We start from the raw sequence: 17,529 nt of genomic DNA, 5'->3' as shown, positions 1-17,529 counted from the left end.
ATGGCACAAAAAACTATGATCCAAGCAATTACAGATGCCTTAGCTCTTGAATTAGAGAAAGACGAAAATGTCTTAATCTTCGGTGAAGACGTTGGTAACAACGGTGGGGTTTTCCGTGCAACTGAAGGTTTACAAGAAAAATTTGGTGAAGACCGCGTCTTCGATACACCTTTAGCTGAATCTGGTATCGGTGGATTGGCTTTCGGTCTTGCCTTGCAAGGTTACCGTCCAGTTCCTGAAATCCAATTCTTTGGTTTCGTTTTTGAAGTATTTGACGAAATCGTTGGTCAAATGGCTCGTACGCGTTACCGTATGGGTGGAACTCGTAATATGCCAATTACTGTTCGTGCCCCATTTGGTGGTGGTGTTCATACACCAGAACTTCACTCAGATAACTTAGAAGGATTAATCGCACAATCACCAGGTGTTCGTGTTGTTATTCCATCAAACCCTTACGATGCAAAAGGACTATTAATTTCATCTATTCGTAGCAACGATCCAGTTGTTTACTTAGAGCACATGAAATTATACCGTTCATTCCGTGAGGAAGTGCCAGACGAAGCTTATGAAGTGCCTTTAGATAAAGCGGCTGTAACTCGTGAAGGAACAGACGTATCAATCATCACTTACGGCGCTATGGTTCGTGAAGCGATTAAAGCAGCTGATAGCTTAGCGAAAGACAATATTTCAGCAGAAATCATTGACTTACGTACAGTGGCTCCTTTAGATGTGGAAACAATTATTAACTCTGTTGAAAAAACTGGCCGTGTGGTTGTCGTTCAAGAAGCACAAAAACAAGCTGGCGTTGGCGCTATGGTTGTTTCTGAAATTTCTGAACGTGCCGTATTATCATTAGAAGCACCAATCGGACGTGTATCTGCTCCAGATACAATCTTCCCATTCGGACAAGCAGAAAATATCTGGTTACCAAATGCGAAAGATATCGAAGCAAAAGCTAGAGAAATCGTCGAATTTTAATAGTTATTCGAAGTAGATAAACGAAGAATTAAACAGGTGGAATACGGCTATAGGCATGAAATGTTCAGCTACTATAGTCGTTTCCCCGCGTTTTGCTCCTAAGAAAATAGACAGATCCAACGAAGAAGGGAAGACTTAAAAAATGGCTTATCAGTTTAAATTACCGGATATCGGTGAAGGGATTGCCGAAGGCGAAATCGTTAAATGGTTTGTAAAACCTGGCGATACAATCAACGAAGACGATACGTTATTAGAAGTACAAAATGACAAATCAGTGGAAGAAATTCCATCACCAGTAACAGGTACTGTAAAAAATATCGTTGTACCAGAAGGAACAGTTGCAAACGTTGGTGACGTGTTAATCGAAATCGACGCACCTGGTCACGAAGATAACGATGCAGCACCAGCAGCTCCTGCACAAGAACAAACACCAGCACAACCTGCTGCTGTACCAACAACCGAAGCAGCTGGCGGATTTTTCCAATTCAAATTACCAGACATCGGTGAAGGAATTGCCGAAGGCGAAATCGTTAAATGGTTCGTTAAAGCTGGCGACACAATTAATGAAGATGATTCATTATTAGAAGTACAAAATGACAAATCAGTAGAAGAAATTCCATCACCAGTAACAGGTACTGTAAAAAATATCGTTGTACCAGAAGGAACAGTTGCAAACGTTGGTGACGTGTTAGTTGAAATTGACGCACCTGGTCATAATTCAGCAGCACCGGCAGCCGCAGCACCAGCTACTGACGCTCCTAAAGCGGAAGCATCAGCTCCAGCCGCTTCAACAGGCGTAGTTGCAGCCGCTGATCCAAACAAACGCGTTTTAGCAATGCCATCTGTTCGTCAGTATGCGCGTGAAAAAGACGTTGATATTACACAAGTAACTGCAACTGGTAAAGGTGGCCGTGTCATTAAAGCGGATATTGATGCCTTTGTCTCTGGTGGTTCTCAAGCAGCACCAGCTACTGAAGCTGCCGCAACAGAAGCAGCACCTAAAGCGGAAGCAGCTGCACCTAAAGCAGCGCCAAAAGCCTTTACTTCTGATTTAGGCGAAATGGAAACACGTGAAAAAATGACACCAACACGTAAAGCAATTGCTAAAGCAATGGTTAACAGCAAACACACTGCTCCTCACGTAACATTACATGATGAAGTAGAAGTTTCTAAATTATGGGATCACCGTAAGAAATTTAAAGATGTTGCTGCTGCAAATGGTACAAAATTAACATTCTTACCATACGTTGTAAAAGCATTGACTTCAACTGTTCAAAAATTCCCAATCTTGAATGCATCAATCGATGACGCAGCACAAGAAATTGTTTACAAAAATTACTTTAACATTGGTATCGCTACTGATACAGATCATGGCTTATATGTACCAAATGTTAAAAATGCTAATACGAAGAGCATGTTTGCTATCGCTGATGAAATCAACGAAAAAGCAGCATTGGCTATCGAAGGTAAATTAACTGCACAAGATATGCGTGATGGTACAATCACAATTAGTAACATTGGTTCAGTCGGTGGCGGCTGGTTTACACCAGTAATCAACTACCCTGAAGTTGCTATTTTAGGCGTTGGTACAATTGCACAAGAACCAGTTGTTAATGCAGACGGCGAAATCGTTGTGGGACGCATGATGAAATTATCATTAAGCTTTGACCACCGTATCGTTGACGGCGCAACTGCTCAAAAAGCAATGAACAACATTAAACGCTTATTAGCTGATCCAGAATTACTATTAATGGAAGGATGATTAACAAATGGTAGTAGGAGATTTCGCCATTGAACTAGATACAGTCGTAATCGGAGCTGGTCCTGGAGGATACGTTGCCGCAATTCGTGCCGCAGAAATGGGTCAAAAAGTTGCGATTATCGAACGTGAATACATCGGAGGCGTTTGTTTAAATGTTGGATGTATTCCTTCAAAAGCTTTAATTGCTGCTGGACATCATTACCAAGAAGCACAAGATTCTTCAACTTTTGGTGTAACAGCTAAAGGAGTCGAATTAGACTTTGCAAAAACACAAGACTGGAAAGATAACACAGTTGTTAAATCATTAACAGGCGGCGTTGGCATGTTATTGAAAAAACACAAAGTAGAAATTATTGAAGGCGAAGCATTCTTCGTTGACGAAAATACATTGCGTGTTATTCACCCAGACTCAGCACAAACTTACTCATTCAATAATGCTATTGTAGCAACAGGTTCTCGTCCAATTGAAATCCCAGGATTCAAATTTGGCGGACGCGTGTTAGATTCTACAGGCGGTTTAAACTTAAAAGAAGTTCCTAAAAAATTCGTTATTATCGGTGGCGGTGTCATCGGTGCTGAATTAGGTGGCGCTTATGCTAACTTAGGTTCAGAAGTAACAATTTTAGAAGGTAGCCCATCAATTTTACCAACTTATGAAAAAGATATGGTTAAAGTTGTCACAGACGATTTCAAGAAGAAAAACGTAACAATCGTGACTTCTGCAATGGCTAAAGAAGCTGTTGACAATGGCGATAGCGTCACTGTTAAATATGAAGTTAACGGAAAAGAAGAAAGTGTTGAAGCAGATTACGTAATGGTCACTGTTGGACGTCGTCCAAACACAGACGACTTAGGCTTAGAACAAGCGGGCGTTGAAATTGGCGAACGTGGTTTAATCCCAGTTGACAACCAAGGACGTACTAACGTGAAAAACATCTTCGCAATCGGCGACATCGTACCAGGTGCTGCGTTAGCGCATAAAGCAAGCTACGAAGCAAAAATTGCTGCTGAAGCAATTTCTGGTAAGAAAGTTGCAGTTGATTACAAAGCAATGCCAGCTGTTGCCTTTACTGATCCAGAATTGGCAAGCGTTGGTATGACTGTTGCAGAAGCAAAAGAAGCGGGAATCGAAGCAAAAGGCTACAAATTCCCATTTGCTGGTAACGGCCGTGCAATCTCTTTAGATAAAACTGAAGGATTCATGCGTTTAGTTACAACTGTAGAAGACAATGTCATCATCGGTGCACAAATTGCCGGTGTCGGTGCAAGTGACATGATTTCTGAATTAGCTTTAGCTATTGAATCTGGCATGAATGCAGAAGACATTGCTTTAACAATCCACCCACACCCATCATTGGGCGAAATTACTATGGATACAGCTGAATTGGCTTTAGGTTTACCAATTCATATTTAATAGTATCACTTTGTCGCACGACAGATATAATGCGCCTTTTGCACTTGTTGCATTAGCCACAGCAAGTGCAAAAGGTGTAAAAAAAACAACGACTTCTCGGAGTCGTTGTTTTTTTTATGCTCTGTTCTTTCTTTTACGGTATTTAAGAGGTGTTTCACCCGTTTCTTGTTTAAAGATACGGACAAAATAGCTATCTTCAACAAACCCTAAATCTTCACTGATTTGGGCGATCGTTTTATCTGTCTCCAAAAGAAGCTGTTTAGCCCATGTGATTTTTAATTGTCGATAAAATTGACTAAAGGGAATACCAAACTCCTCTTTTAATAAACGACTTAAATACGTCGGTGTCAAATGAACAAGGTCTGCCAGTTCTTGTAAATTTAAACGCAGCGATTTGTTTTCCCAAAGGGCATCTAAAACCGGTTGTAATTGCTTATTTTTAGTTTGATAGGCACTTGAAGGAGTTAATTGAGCAGTTAATAAAGTTTGTTGAATATCTTTTTGGATCATATTCAATGGCTCCAGCTCTTCTTTTCGCGAACTAATCTGTAAGGATTGTTTGTACGTATTGATTAAATAATCTTTTTTGATGGCTTCAGAAATAATATATTGGCTTAGATCAGCGATTAATGTCGCGCTCTTTTCTAAGTCTGCTAGTTCTAAAACAGGGTATTGTTGATACAGCACTTGGTGTGTTACTAAAAATTCTTGAATGAAGGCATCATTCATGGTTAAAACCTGTTCTAACTCTTCTTGGTGATCTTCGAGCAAAACTTCACCAGCCATAATGGCTCCTACATACTGGTCATCAACAATAATGGGGATGGCCATATCAACGATGTTAAAGTGACAACGGTAGATAAAAGGCTGACCAGTGCGAACAGCTTCCAAGCCACCACGAGCATCACATTTTTCACAAAGTTTCGAGAGCTCAGGGGAGTGACGTACCAGTTGGCAAAAGGGTTGAACTTGACTATGTTTCGTCACAGGTCGCCCTTTATAATCGACTAAAATAATGGCTAAACGAGTGCTTAAGGCCAATGATTCTTGCAATTTTTCCCACTTTTCTAAATCTAAAATATTTTTTAATTCTACAGTCATAAGGCAATCCTTCAATCTAAAGTTTAAAAATCATAATATTTTATTATTTCACAAAATAATTCTATCATTTTTTGCAAGAAAACGATACCAAAAGTTCAATGCTTTTTTGATGAAAGCGTTTTATACTATGTATGTAAACAAAATATAGGAGGCTATCAACATGAGAAAAGCATTGATTTTACCAACGAAATATGTTCAAGGGGAAGATGAATTACTAAACTTAGGTTACTTCGTTTCAACTTTTGGAAAAAAAGCGTTACTAATTGCAAATCCTGCTGACGTTGATCGTGTACGTCCACAATTGGAAGAAACAGCGAAAAAGTTTGACATTACCTTCGTAGAGGGTGGCTTTAGTGGAGAAGTAACGCGTGAAGAAACAAAGCGCTTGCAAAACGTTGGACAAAAAGAACAAGCAGACTGTATCATTGGTTTAGGTGGCGGTAAAGCAATCGATGCTTCAAAAGTCGTAGCAGAAGGTGAAAACTTAATTATTGTACCAACGATTGCGGCTCAAGATGCACCAACTTCGCATTCAGCTGTACTATATCATGAAGATGGCTCATTTGATGATTATGCTTACTTTAAACAAAGTCCAAGCGTCGTGATGGTTGATACAAAAGTGGTTGCCAAAGCGCCAACTAGATTTTTAGTTGCTGGAATGGGGGATGCCTTATCCACATATTTTGAAGCACGCGCAACACACAATTCATATTCTCGGGTTAATGCTAGTTTGCCAATGGGTTCAAGAGAAGGCTTAACGCCTGCTGCTAGCGGCACATATGCAGCTTTGGCCATGGCAAAACTTTGCTGGGAAAACCTCCAGGAAGATGGGTTAAAAGCGAAATTAGCTTGTGATGCAAATGTGGTTACTGAATCATTGAATAAGATTATCGAAACAAATATCTTACTTTCAGGCTTAGGTTTTGAAAGTGGCGGTTTAGCTGCAGCTCATGCGATTCATAACGGTATGACAGTCTTACCTGGTGCGCACAGTTATTTACATGGTGAAAAAGTAGCCTTTGCAACGATTGCACAACTTGTATTAGAAGATGCAGCAAAAGACGAATTAGAAGCTGTTTTAGACTTTAGCGCTTCTGTAGGTTTACCATTAACGCTTTCAGACATTGGTGTCGATGAAATCACTTATGAAGAAGCGTTGGAAGTAGCCAAAATTGCTTGCATTCCAGAAGAATCAATTCATTCAATGCCATTTCCAATTGTCGTTGAAGAAGTAGCGAATGCAATCATTGTTGCAGATAAAGTCGGACAAGAATATAAAACAAGACATAAATTAGATTAAGGAAGTGTCCACATGAAAGCAGATATTTTACTCGTTTCACATAGCAAAATGATTACAGATGGTATTAAAGAGATGATTGAACAGATGAACGCCAGTGAAGAAATTACAATTCATTCACTTGGTGGTACATCAGATGGTTCATTAGGTTCAGATCCAATGAAAATCATTGACACGATTAACGAAGCGGACTCTGACCGAGAATTTTTAATTTTTGCCGATTTAGGCAGTGCCGTTTTAAGTTCAGAATTAGCTTTTGATATGCTAGAAGAAGACCAACAGAAACATTATCATTTAGTCGATGCACCATTGGTTGAAGGTGCCTTTGCGGCAGCAATTACTGCAGGTGTCTCAGATGATTTGACGCAAATTTTAGCAGAAGCTCAAAATGCTGGTAAGAAAGGGTGGAACTAAATGAAAAAAATTATTAATGAACCTGGTAAAATTGTCGAAGAAATGCTCCAAGGAATTGTGAAAAGCTATGGAAAGCTTGTTCATCAAGTCGAAGATTCTCGCGTGATTGCTCGCAACGACTCAAACAAACAAGTTGGGTTAGTATCTGGTGGCGGAAGTGGTCATGAGCCTGCACATGCTGGGTTTGTTGGTGATGGAATGTTAAATGCCGCAGTTTTAGGTGATGTCTTTACTTCACCAACACCAGATCAAATTTTAACAGGGATCCAAGCGGCAGACCAAGGGGCCGGTGTTCTGTTAATCGTAAAAAATTATACAGGCGATATTTTGAACTTTGAAATGGCCAAAGATATGGCTGATATGGAAGACATTCATGTAGAAATGGTCGTTGTCGATGACGATATTGCTGTCGAAGATAGCACCTATACCGCTGGAAAACGCGGCGTTGCCGGGACTGTTCTTGTCCATAAAATTTTAGGACACCATGCCCGCCAAGGTGCTTCTTTAGAAGAGCTCGTTTCTTTAGGAGAAAAGATTGTAGCAGCCACGAAAACAATTGGAGTGGCTTTAAAAGCAGCCACTGTGCCTGAAGTTGGCAAACCAGGTTTTACTTTACCAGAAGATGAAATTGAATTTGGCGTAGGGATTCACGGAGAACCAGGCTATCGTCGTGAAAAAATCCAACCATCGAAAGAGTTAGCGAAAGAATTAGTTGAAAAAACATTAAGTAGCTATGAGCAACAACCACAAACAGTGGGGGTACTTGTCAATGGCATGGGCGGCACGCCATTAATGGAACAATTTGTATTTATGAACGACGTGCTAACATTATTAGAAGATAAAGGTGTTCAAGTGACCTTCCATAAAGTGGGTAACTATATGACGTCTATTGACATGCAAGGATTATCTTTAACGATGATTGACTTGGCGACAAAAGACTGGCAAACAGCGCTAGAAAGCAATGTAACAACAATTTCTTGGTAAGGGTGATAAAAGATGGAATTAACAGTAAAAGACATTCAAACATGGTTAGACAATTATTCAAAAGTTATTGAAGAAAAAAAAGACTATTTAAGTGAATTAGACACGCCGATTGGTGATGGGGATCACGGTAACAACATGGCTCGTGGTATGGCTGAATACAAAATTGCGTTTGACAAAAAAGTACCAACAACAATCACGGAGACATTTAAAGTCCTATCCATGGCTTTGATTTCAAAAGTTGGCGGAGCTTCTGGTCCTTTATATGGTACTGCGTTTATGAATATGACTAAAGCGACAAAAGATTTGGAAACCATCAGTTCGCCAGAGCAATTAAAAGAAATTGTTCAGCAAGGTCTAGCTGGGATTCAGATGCGTGGCAAAGCTGAACCAGGAGATAAAACGATGGTTGATGTCTGGGCACCTGTTGCTGAAGTAATTGGAACGGAACAATTTAATGAAGAAAAAATTGAACAATTTGCTGAAGCAACAAAAGATTGGGTGGCGAAAAAAGGACGTGCCTCTTATTTAGGGGAACGAGCAATTGGTCATATTGATCCAGGAGCAGCATCTAGTGCATTATTATTTGAAGAACTAGTCAAAGTAATCAATCAATAACAGTGAGAAAAAAGTTTAGCAAGTGCCTCTCTTGAAGCGCTTGCTAAGCTTTTTTATAAATAATGGTTTCTTTTGTTCATCTATGGGATAATTTAAGTAACAAAAAATAACAAAGATAGACAAATGGGGGATTTAAAAATGAAAAAGCATGTGATTGTGGGATGTTTATTAATCGTTAGCTCAATGTTTGTAAGTGCTTGTGGAAATTCATCAGACGTGACCACAGAAAAAACCAGTGTCACAAAACAAGTCGAAGCTACGGGACAAAGCACATCCTCTTCCGTAGACCAAACCAAGTATGATGCCATTATTACAGAAGCTAAAAAGTTAACGGCAGAGGGGCAATATAAAGAATCAGAAGAAAAATTAGCTACGATCCCTGTTAGCGATTTAGGGAAACCTCATTATTCGATCGTTAAAGAAACGGTTGAGAAACTAAATAATCAAAATAATGAAGGCTTAAAAAGACAAGAAGAAGTTGCGGTTGAAAAGCAAACGAAGTCGAGTCCGGCACCAACGGAATCACTTAAACCGATTCCAGATGAGTTTGCTAAATGGGCAACCACGTATCTTTTTTATTATCCACGAGGAGATCAAAAGCAAGCGGGGTTAATCATTGAAGCGAATGGAGCGGTCACGCAGACGAATACGAATGACGAAATTTACACAGGAAAAGCCGAAATAAGTGGAGCTTCGGGCACTATTTTAAGTTATGATACGACTAGTTATCGCCCGACGACCCAACCAGCTACAAAATCGATTACTCCAAATGTTAAAATCACTGTTACTTGGAACAATGGCGGCGGTGTTGATGTTTATTATGGCTACGTTTCTTATTCACAACGTTTAGCTTTGACAGATGGTATCGCCGTGACAGACGGGGTCAAAGAAGTTTGGCTTTCATAAAAAGAGCTAGACATTCAAGTTTTTGCTTGAATGTCTAGCTCTTTTGTTGATTGAATCGGGGGATTTAAATACTTAGTTTCGATAAGAACGAACGGTATTATTAATAGCAGAAATACTATATTTTAATTCATCTTCTAACGTTTGATCAATGTCTGTGTCTAAAGTTTCTGCAAACATGGCTTCATATTCAGCGATAGAAAGTTCTGTCCGATTATCCAGCAGTGCTAAATGAGTTTCTTTTTGTAAATGATTTTGATAACCAGCTACTAATTCACCAGTGAAAAATTCAGCGACAGCACCAGAACCATAACTGAATAACCCAATTTGATTGCCTGCGGTTAAAGTCGTTGCATTTTCTAAAAGGGAAATGAGTCCCAGATAAAGTGAACCCGTATACAAGTTTCCTACGCGACGACTATAGATGATGCTTTCTTCATAACGGGCTAAAATTCGTTCCTGTTCTGCTTCAGTTTGGTCGGAGATTTTTGCTAATAAGGCTTTTTTGCCCATTTTTGTGTAAGGAATATGGAACGCTAAAGCATCATAATCTGCAAAATCAAGACCGGTTCGTTTTTTATGTTCATCCCAGACTTGGGCAAAAGATTGGATGTAGGTTTCGTTTGACAAAGGACCATCGACCATAGGATATGGATGGCCTGTTGGACGCCAAAAGTCATAGATATCTTGCGTCAGCATCACATTATCCTCTTTTAAAGCCAAAATGCGCGGTTCACTAGCAACTAACATTGCAACCGCCCCAGCTCCTTGTGTAGGCTCACCGCCAGAATTTAAGCCATATTTTGCAATATCTGCCGCTACGACCAAGACTTTTTTATCTGGATGTAAGGCTACGTGATTCTTAGCTAACTGTAAGCCTGCTGTTGCTCCGTAACAAGCTTCCTTGATTTCGAAAGAGCGAGCGAAAGGTTGAATCCCCATTAAACGATGTAAGACAACTGCGGCCGCTTTTGACTCATCGATACTGGACTCAGTCCCGACAATCACCATATCAATGGCCTCTTTATCTTCTTTGGTCAAGATCGCTTCTGCGGCATTGGCTGCAAATGTCACAATATCTTGGCTGATTGGGTTCACCGCCATTTGGTCTTGCCCAATACCAATATGAAATTTTCCAGGGTCTACATTTCTGGCTTCAGCCAGTGCCGTCATATCAATATAATAAGGGGGCACAAAAAAACTAATTTTATCAATCCCAATTGTCATTTCTTTAACTCCTTTACGATAAATAGATTCATTATATAAAATAGCACGAAATGAACCAAAATGGGGAATTTTTGTATTAACTTCATAGATTATTAAAAAATATCTTATAAGTCTGTTAACATTCAGTAATTGGCACTTGTGATTCTGGGATTTTATGATATATTTCAAGATGGAGGTGCATTTAGTTGAAAACAGTAGTTATTATTGATGCATTACGAACACCAATTGGAAAATATAAAGGCAGCTTAAGTCAAGTAAGTGCCGTAGACTTAGGAACACATGTTACAACACAACTTTTAAAAAGACATTCCACTATTTCTGAAGAAATTGATCAAGTAATCTTTGGAAATGTTTTACAAGCTGGAAATGGCCAAAATCCCGCACGACAAATAGCAATAAACAGCGGTTTGTCTCATGAAATTCCCGCAATGACGGTTAATGAGGTCTGCGGATCAGGAATGAAGGCCGTTATTTTGGCGAAACAATTGATTCAATTAGGAGAAGCGGAAGTTTTAATTGCTGGCGGGATTGAGAATATGTCCCAAGCACCTAAATTACAACGTTTTAATTACGAAACAGAAAGCTATGATGCGCCTTTTTCTAGTATGATGTATGATGGATTAACGGATGCCTTTAGTGGTCAGGCAATGGGCTTAACTGCTGAAAATGTGGCCGAAAAGTATCATGTAACTAGAGAAGAGCAAGATCAATTTTCTGTACATTCACAATTAAAAGCAGCTCAAGCACAAGCAGAAGGGATATTCGCTGACGAAATAGCCCCATTAGAAGTATCAGGAACGCTTGTGGAGAAAGATGAAGGGATTCGCCCTAATTCGAGCGTTGAGAAGCTAGGAACGCTTAAAACAGTTTTTAAAGAAGACGGTACTGTAACAGCAGGGAATGCATCAACCATTAATGATGGGGCTTCTGCTTTGATTATTGCTTCACAAGAATATGCCGAAGTACACGGTCTTCCTTATTTAGCTATTATTCGAGACAGTGTGGAAGTCGGTATCGATCCAGCCTATATGGGAATTTCGCCGATTAAAGCCATTCAAAAACTGTTAGCGCGGAATCAACTTACTACGGAAGAAATTGATCTGTATGAAATCAACGAAGCATTTGCAGCAACTTCAATCGTGGTCCAAAGAGAACTGGCTTTACCAGAGGAAAAGGTTAACATTTATGGTGGCGGTATTTCGTTAGGTCATGCGATTGGTGCCACAGGTGCTCGTTTATTAACGAGTTTAAGTTATCAATTAAATCAAAAAGAAAAGAAATATGGAGTGGCTTCTTTATGTATCGGCGGTGGCTTAGGACTCGCTATGCTACTAGAGAGACCTCAGCAAAAAAAAAACAGCCGATTTTATCAAATGAGTCCTGAGGAACGCCTGGCTTCTCTTCTTAATGAAGGCCAGATTTCTGCTGATACAAAAAAAGAATTTGAAAATACGGCTTTATCTTCGCAGATTGCCAATCATATGATTGAAAATCAAATCAGTGAAACAGAAGTGCCGATGGGCATTGGCTTACATTTAAAAGTGGACGAAACTGATTATTTGGTACCAATGGCGACAGAAGAGCCCTCAGTGATTGCGGCTTTGAGTAATGGTGCAAAAATAGCACAAGGATTTAAAACAGTGAATCAACAACGCTTAATGCGTGGACAAATCGTTTTTTACGATGTTGCAGATCCCGAGTCATTGATTGATAAACTACAAGTAAGAGAAGCGGAAATTTTTCAACAAGCAGAGTTAAGTTATCCATCTATCGTTAAACGGGGCGGCGGCTTAAGAGATTTGCAGTATCGTGCTTTTGATGAATCGTTTGTATCTGTCGACTTTTTAGTAGATGTTAAGGATGCAATGGGGGCAAATATCGTTAACGCTATGTTGGAAGGTGTGGCCGAGTTGTTCCGTGAATGGTTTGCGGAGCAAAAGATTTTATTCAGTATTTTAAGCAATTACGCAACGGAGTCGGTTGTTACGATGAAAACGGCTATTCCAGTTTCGCGTTTAAGTAAGGGGAGCAATGGCCGGGAAATTGCTAAAAAAATTGTTTTAGCTTCACGCTATGCTTCATTAGATCCTTATCGGGCAGTCACGCATAACAAAGGAATCATGAATGGCATTGAAGCTGTAGTTTTAGCTACAGGAAATGATACACGCGCTGTTAGCGCTTCTTGTCATGCTTTTGCGGTGAAAGAAGGTCGCTACCAAGGCTTGACTAGTTGGACGCTGGATGGCGAACAACTAATTGGTGAAATTTCAGTTCCGCTTGCGTTAGCCACGGTTGGCGGTGCCACAAAAGTCTTACCTAAATCTCAAGCAGCCGCTGATTTGTTAGCAGTGACGGATGCAAAAGAACTAAGTCGAGTAGTAGCGGCTGTTGGTTTGGCACAAAATTTAGCGGCGTTACGGGCCTTAGTCTCTGAAGGAATTCAAAAAGGACACATGGCTCTACAAGCACGTTCTTTAGCGATGACGGTCGGAGCTACTGGTAAAGAAGTTGAGGCAGTCGCTCAACAATTAAAACGTCAAAAAACGATGAACCAAGACCGAGCCATGGCTATTTTAAATGATTTAAGAAAACAATAAAAAAAATAGTTCAGCAGAAATTATTCTGCTGAACTATTTTTTTTCACACTAGGTAGCCGTTTCAGGCCACGAATTGGTTTTACTTTTAAGACATCTAAGAAGAAAGTGAACACAGGGATTCCTACAATAAGTCCCCATACACCAAAGAGACGCTCACTAACTAATAAAATGACAAACGTATAAAAGATTGGTAACTCTGTTTTACTAGACATGAATTTAGGATTTAGCACGTAAGATTCAAATAAATGGACGATTGTAATTAAAGCTAAGATATAAATCACATCGTTCAAGCCACCTTGGGAATAAGCGATGAAACTTAGCGGAATGCAGGAAATAATCACACCAGCAACTGGGACTAAGCTCAAAATGAAGATCATAATGGCTAAACTAGGTAGCTGAGTAAAGCCGATTATCGCCAAGGCCAAGGTAGTAATGACTGTATTCACCACAGCAATGAAAAACTGAGCTTCCATTACGACACCAAATGTGTTGACGAACTTGTTGGCAAAATAATAGATATCCTGAAAAAACCAATCAAAATCACTTTTTAAAAATAACTTAGAAAAATCAGCCATTTGCTTCTTCTCAATCATAAAGAAGAAACTTAAAATAAAGGACATGACAAATGATAAGCCGACAGCGCCAATATCTTGAATGTAGCGTAAAATCATTGAAGCGCCATTCTGGAGTTGAGAGAGTAAGTTAGATTTTTCCAAGTATTGATCAATAAATTGCAATACTTGATTTGTATCTGTATGTGGGCTTTGATAAAAATCAACTACAGAATTAATCATTTGAGTCGTTTGGTTAACTAGAACGGGAACATATTTAGTAATCGCTAAATAGATTAGAAAAACAACCAATGCATAGGTTAAGAGAACGATGACAATCGTCGGGATTTTCATATAGCGTTGAACAAAATGAACCAAACGAACAGCTAAATAGGTAAAGATAAATGTTAAAAGAATTGTTGTAATCATGCTTCTGGATAAATAAAGCACAAAAATAATCAAAGCAAGGACGCAAAAACGTCGCAAACGTTCATTTTGAATAAATTTTTGATACAAACTCATAGGGGAAACTCCTTCTTTACTGAATAATCAATCCTGTTAAGAATAACATAACCATACCGATGGCAGCTAGGCCGCAAACAATAATATGGCGGCGTTGGTACATCACTACAATGGCGATGAACTCTCGAATAAACGCGTTAGGTAAAAAATAAAAAGCGGTTTTTGCACCAATGCCATCAGCTTTTAAGCCAGCCATTCGAGCGAAAAGACCCGCTCGGAAAAGGTGATAATTGTTTGTAGTAAAAATGGCTTGGAAATTAGCATTTCCAAAATCCTCAATCATTGTTTCTTTGGAAAAACGCATATTTTCTAGTGTGTTTTTTGAATGAGCTTCTACTAAAATATCATCATCAGGAATACCTTGTGTCAAAGCATACATTTTCATCGCGACACTTTCAGGAAGTAATTCATCAGGGCCTTGGCCACCAGACATGACGATTTTTGGTGGGTTTAACGTTGCGCGATTTTGAGCCTTGTAAAATTGAATGGCTTTGTTGATGCGGGCTTGCAATAACGGCGGCACAATCTCACCATTGATTAACCCCGAACCTAACACAACAATATAATCCTGTGTATATTTTGGCTGATTAAATTGATACAACGTAGAAACAGTTAAAAAATTATAAAAAACAAACGCGAAATAAGTCAAAATAAATGGCGCGATAGTTAATGGTAAGGAGAGCCACGTTGGTAACAACGATTGAAAAAAGAAATTATAAATTAATAGTAATGTTAAGCCAATTGCCAGCAACAACGTCAACAAGTTCCCTAGAGACCGACCTTCTTTTCTCATAACAACGACCGCATTCCAATAGAGGAAAATAATTAAGGCATAGAGTCCTAAAGCCAAAGCGATAAAAATCGCCAGCAGGGCAATAATTGCTAAGGTGATTAGAAAGTAGTTGTTTGTACGAATCGCAGTAATCCCTAAATAAGTCGCTAGAACCACAAGAAAAATATTAAATAATGTTCCATTCAGTAAACGCCTTTTTTCTTTGAAGTAGAAGAGCGCAAACAAGCCAAAAAAAGCAACGGGAATTAAAAAGAAGGCTGTGCCACGAATGATTTCTAAATATAAAACATATGAGAAGAACATAAAGACAGTCCAGCCAAACATCCACGGCAACCAATCGTGTTCTTTTTTCTTTTTCCGCCACGAGGGAATGAAAAAGAGACCCAATAAATAAACACCTAAAAAGGTTAAATCACCATAAAATTGCATAAATAAACTCCTTTAAAACATTTTTCCTCTTCAGTATAACGAAAACTCTTCAAAAAAAATAGAGGAAGCACTTAGTTTCAGAAAGTTTTCTTGTTCTTTTTTTTATAAAAAAAACCTGACGATTAACGTCAGGTTTTTGAGTCAGTATTGTTTAATTAAGCTTTAGTAACGTTAGTTGCTTGAGGGCCACGTTGACCTTCTTCGATTTCGAAAGTTACTGCTTGACCTTCTTCTAAAGTTTTGAAGCCGTCACCTTGGATAGCTGAGAAATGTACGAATACATCGTTTCCGTTTTCTGCAGTGATGAAGCCAAAGCCTTTGTCTGAGTTAAACCATTTTACTGTACCTGTTTCCATAATAAATATCCTCCTAGATGTGTGTTATAACACATTCATATTTTGCAATTACTTGAAAGGTGAAAAATGTGGAAGATGTTTATTTGAAACAGCTACCCATATTACCGAACAAAAACTACATCTATTACTATAGCATACTAACTGGTTTTTGTATAGCGATAACCTTATTTTCTTTTTTATCGGATGTTTTTTAAAAACTAGAAAGTGAAGATAAGGCTGTTATAGTGCTGTTTCAATAAGTCTCAGAAAAAAAGCCCATTGTAAGGCGCTTTCTTACAATGGGCTTTTTGCCTGTTTTTAATAACGGAGGATAGCCGTTAAAGACTTTTCATCTGGTGCAGCTTTTTGGTCTAAAACAAAAACTTGACCGCCGTTTTGAATGACTTGGTAAGCAATGGTGTTTAAAAGTTTGCGGCGATCGTACTCTTCAGATGACATTTCATTGTTTTCGGTAACAAAGAGTGACGTTGCAATAAAAAGATGGGAAATTTTACCGTCAGCTGCCGCTGGCGAAATATCTGTAAATTGATCTAAGAATTTACGATCTAGTAATTTGTTATAAGAAGCTGTTTCTTTTTCTGTTAACTCTGCAGCTATTTTTTCACTAGCGCTGCGGATATCTTGAATGGTTGCTTGTGCAGGTGAAGCAGCAACTGAAATTGAGCAATCATAATAAGGATTTTTAGCAATCTTTTTAAAGAGTGTTTGGTTTTCTGGTAAAGCATAAAGATAAAGCGGTAATTTTTCAGGATTATCCAGTTGATCTTTTAAGAAAGTATCGACTGCTTGATAGTAGTTCACCCAATCAATTTCAACTTCTTTATCTTTAGTATTGATGCTATGATAAGCGACACCTTCTTTAGAACCGTTAGAACTACCTTGAGTTGAAAAGTTTAAATTACCACCCGTTAATTCATCACCTAAAGCTGTGACCACGTCTGTTGGCGCGTCTTTAGGCAATTCAACAGGAGTCACAGTCGTATGATCGACTTTGTAAAGTTTCATTGAATCGCGATTTAGAGCAAGTAGGTAATAATGGTAGTTAAATTGTTTGTCTTTGACTAGTCCAAGTAAATAAGGGATCGTGTCCACGTAATATTGATCGTCAACGGGCACATCTAATCGTTGAACAAAGGTGTTTTCTGGAGATAAGATGATTGAAACACTTGCTGTGCCGTTGCGCCAGAAGGAAGCATCAGCTAGAAGTGCGTCAATTTTTTCTTGGAAAACAGCCCATTTTTCCTCAGGAAATTTTTTTTCAAAGCGTGTTTTTGCCGCTTTTGCAAAATTTTTCAAAACAAGCGAATCTTTTTCTACGTTTTGATGAGCGACATGGGTGTTAAACAAGAAAGTAACAAACGGTCCATGAACTTCTTCAGAAAATAATGTTGATAAGCTATCTTTTTTTTGATTTGCCATAATAAAATCCCCCTTCTAAAAGTAAGTGTAGCACAGGAAATCGAATGTTTAAAACAATATGTTCAATAAAAGAAAACGCTTTAAAGAATCTAAATAAAGGACTGTTAATGGTGTTCTAATAAAAGTTTTATAAAAAATATAGCTGAAACTCATGATAAAAAAGGCAC

Annotated in this window: 15 protein-coding genes; 9 read left to right on the top strand and 6 right to left on the bottom strand. The window is 38.8% G+C overall.

Features of this window, described 5'->3' with window-relative positions; genetic code table 11:
* The 3 genes from IGL80_RS08280 (at window position 1) to lpdA (ending at window position 4,154) form a co-directional block, all read left to right on the top strand.
* Entirely contained in the window at window positions 1-978 is a 978-nt protein-coding gene (locus tag IGL80_RS08280; protein ID WP_002357767.1) for an alpha-ketoacid dehydrogenase subunit beta, read from the top strand.
* Window positions 979-1,120: 142 nt separating this feature from the next.
* A complete protein-coding gene (locus IGL80_RS08275) occupies window positions 1,121-2,740 on the top strand; it encodes a dihydrolipoyllysine-residue acetyltransferase (protein WP_002357766.1) in 1,620 nt (539 codons plus the stop codon).
* Between the two features lie 7 nt (window positions 2,741-2,747).
* Window positions 2,748-4,154 carry a dihydrolipoyl dehydrogenase gene (lpdA, locus tag IGL80_RS08270; protein ID WP_002357765.1) on the top strand — a complete coding sequence of 469 codons (1,407 nt, stop codon included), beginning with the start codon at window positions 2,748-2,750 and terminating at the stop codon, window positions 4,152-4,154.
* Window positions 4,155-4,268: 114 nt separating this feature from the next.
* Here the strand turns inward: lpdA and IGL80_RS08265 are convergent, their stop codons facing one another.
* Window positions 4,269-5,255, bottom strand: coding sequence for a PocR ligand-binding domain-containing protein (locus IGL80_RS08265; RefSeq protein WP_002404508.1), 987 nt, complete (start codon window positions 5,253-5,255; stop codon window positions 4,269-4,271).
* A gap of 160 nt (window positions 5,256-5,415) precedes the next feature.
* Here IGL80_RS08265 and IGL80_RS08260 point away from each other — a divergent pair, with 160 nt between their 5' ends.
* The 5 genes from IGL80_RS08260 to IGL80_RS08240 all read left to right on the top strand — a co-directional run bounded on the left by IGL80_RS08260 (window position 5,416) and on the right by IGL80_RS08240 (window position 9,471).
* Complete coding sequence (locus tag IGL80_RS08260; protein ID WP_002363858.1) at window positions 5,416-6,555, top strand: glycerol dehydrogenase; 1,140 nt, start codon at window positions 5,416-5,418, stop codon at window positions 6,553-6,555.
* Window positions 6,556-6,567: 12 nt separating this feature from the next.
* Complete coding sequence (gene dhaM, locus IGL80_RS08255; protein WP_002357762.1) at window positions 6,568-6,966, top strand: dihydroxyacetone kinase phosphoryl donor subunit DhaM; 399 nt, start codon at window positions 6,568-6,570, stop codon at window positions 6,964-6,966.
* Entirely contained in the window at window positions 6,967-7,950 is a 984-nt protein-coding gene (gene dhaK, locus IGL80_RS08250) for a dihydroxyacetone kinase subunit DhaK (protein WP_002360442.1), read from the top strand. It begins immediately after the preceding gene.
* A 12-nt stretch (window positions 7,951-7,962) separates the two neighbouring features.
* Complete coding sequence (gene dhaL, locus IGL80_RS08245) at window positions 7,963-8,565, top strand: dihydroxyacetone kinase subunit DhaL (protein ID WP_002360441.1); 603 nt, start codon at window positions 7,963-7,965, stop codon at window positions 8,563-8,565.
* Window positions 8,566-8,688: 123 nt separating this feature from the next.
* Window positions 8,689-9,471, top strand: a complete 783-nt coding sequence (locus IGL80_RS08240; protein WP_002404510.1) for a hypothetical protein — start codon at window positions 8,689-8,691, stop codon at window positions 9,469-9,471.
* Window positions 9,472-9,543: 72 nt separating this feature from the next.
* Here IGL80_RS08240 and IGL80_RS08235 read toward each other — a convergent pair whose 3' ends face one another.
* On the bottom strand, window positions 9,544-10,695 hold the full coding sequence (locus IGL80_RS08235) for a hydroxymethylglutaryl-CoA synthase (RefSeq protein ID WP_002357756.1): 1,152 nt from the start codon (window positions 10,693-10,695) through the stop codon (window positions 9,544-9,546).
* A 185-nt stretch (window positions 10,696-10,880) separates the two neighbouring features.
* Between IGL80_RS08235 and IGL80_RS08230 the strand changes: the two genes are divergently transcribed.
* Entirely contained in the window at window positions 10,881-13,292 is a 2,412-nt protein-coding gene (locus tag IGL80_RS08230; protein ID WP_002360439.1) for a hydroxymethylglutaryl-CoA reductase, degradative, read from the top strand.
* Window positions 13,293-13,312: 20 nt separating this feature from the next.
* Here the strand turns inward: IGL80_RS08230 and IGL80_RS08225 are convergent, their stop codons facing one another.
* The 4 genes from IGL80_RS08225 to IGL80_RS08210 form a co-directional block, all read right to left on the bottom strand.
* Window positions 13,313-14,365 (bottom strand): AI-2E family transporter, encoded by a 1,053-nt coding sequence (locus IGL80_RS08225; protein WP_085366477.1) that lies wholly within the window; start codon window positions 14,363-14,365, stop codon window positions 13,313-13,315.
* A 16-nt stretch (window positions 14,366-14,381) separates the two neighbouring features.
* The gene (locus IGL80_RS08220; RefSeq protein ID WP_173965587.1) at window positions 14,382-15,587 is read right to left on the bottom strand and encodes a YdcF family protein; all 1,206 of its coding nucleotides are present in this window, start codon (window positions 15,585-15,587) and stop codon (window positions 14,382-14,384) included.
* A 155-nt stretch (window positions 15,588-15,742) separates the two neighbouring features.
* On the bottom strand, window positions 15,743-15,943 hold the full coding sequence (locus IGL80_RS08215; RefSeq protein WP_002357750.1) for a cold-shock protein: 201 nt from the start codon (window positions 15,941-15,943) through the stop codon (window positions 15,743-15,745).
* A 297-nt stretch (window positions 15,944-16,240) separates the two neighbouring features.
* Entirely contained in the window at window positions 16,241-17,362 is a 1,122-nt protein-coding gene (locus IGL80_RS08210) for a hypothetical protein (protein ID WP_002360437.1), read from the bottom strand.
* Window positions 17,363-17,529 lie beyond the last annotated feature (167 nt).

The sequence above is a fragment of the Enterococcus sp. DIV2467a genome (assembly GCF_050532945.1).
Classification (GTDB): domain Bacteria; phylum Bacillota; class Bacilli; order Lactobacillales; family Enterococcaceae; genus Enterococcus; species Enterococcus faecalis.
Note: the sequence above shows the minus strand (reverse complement) of the source record. Positions and strands in the feature narration are given on the sequence as shown.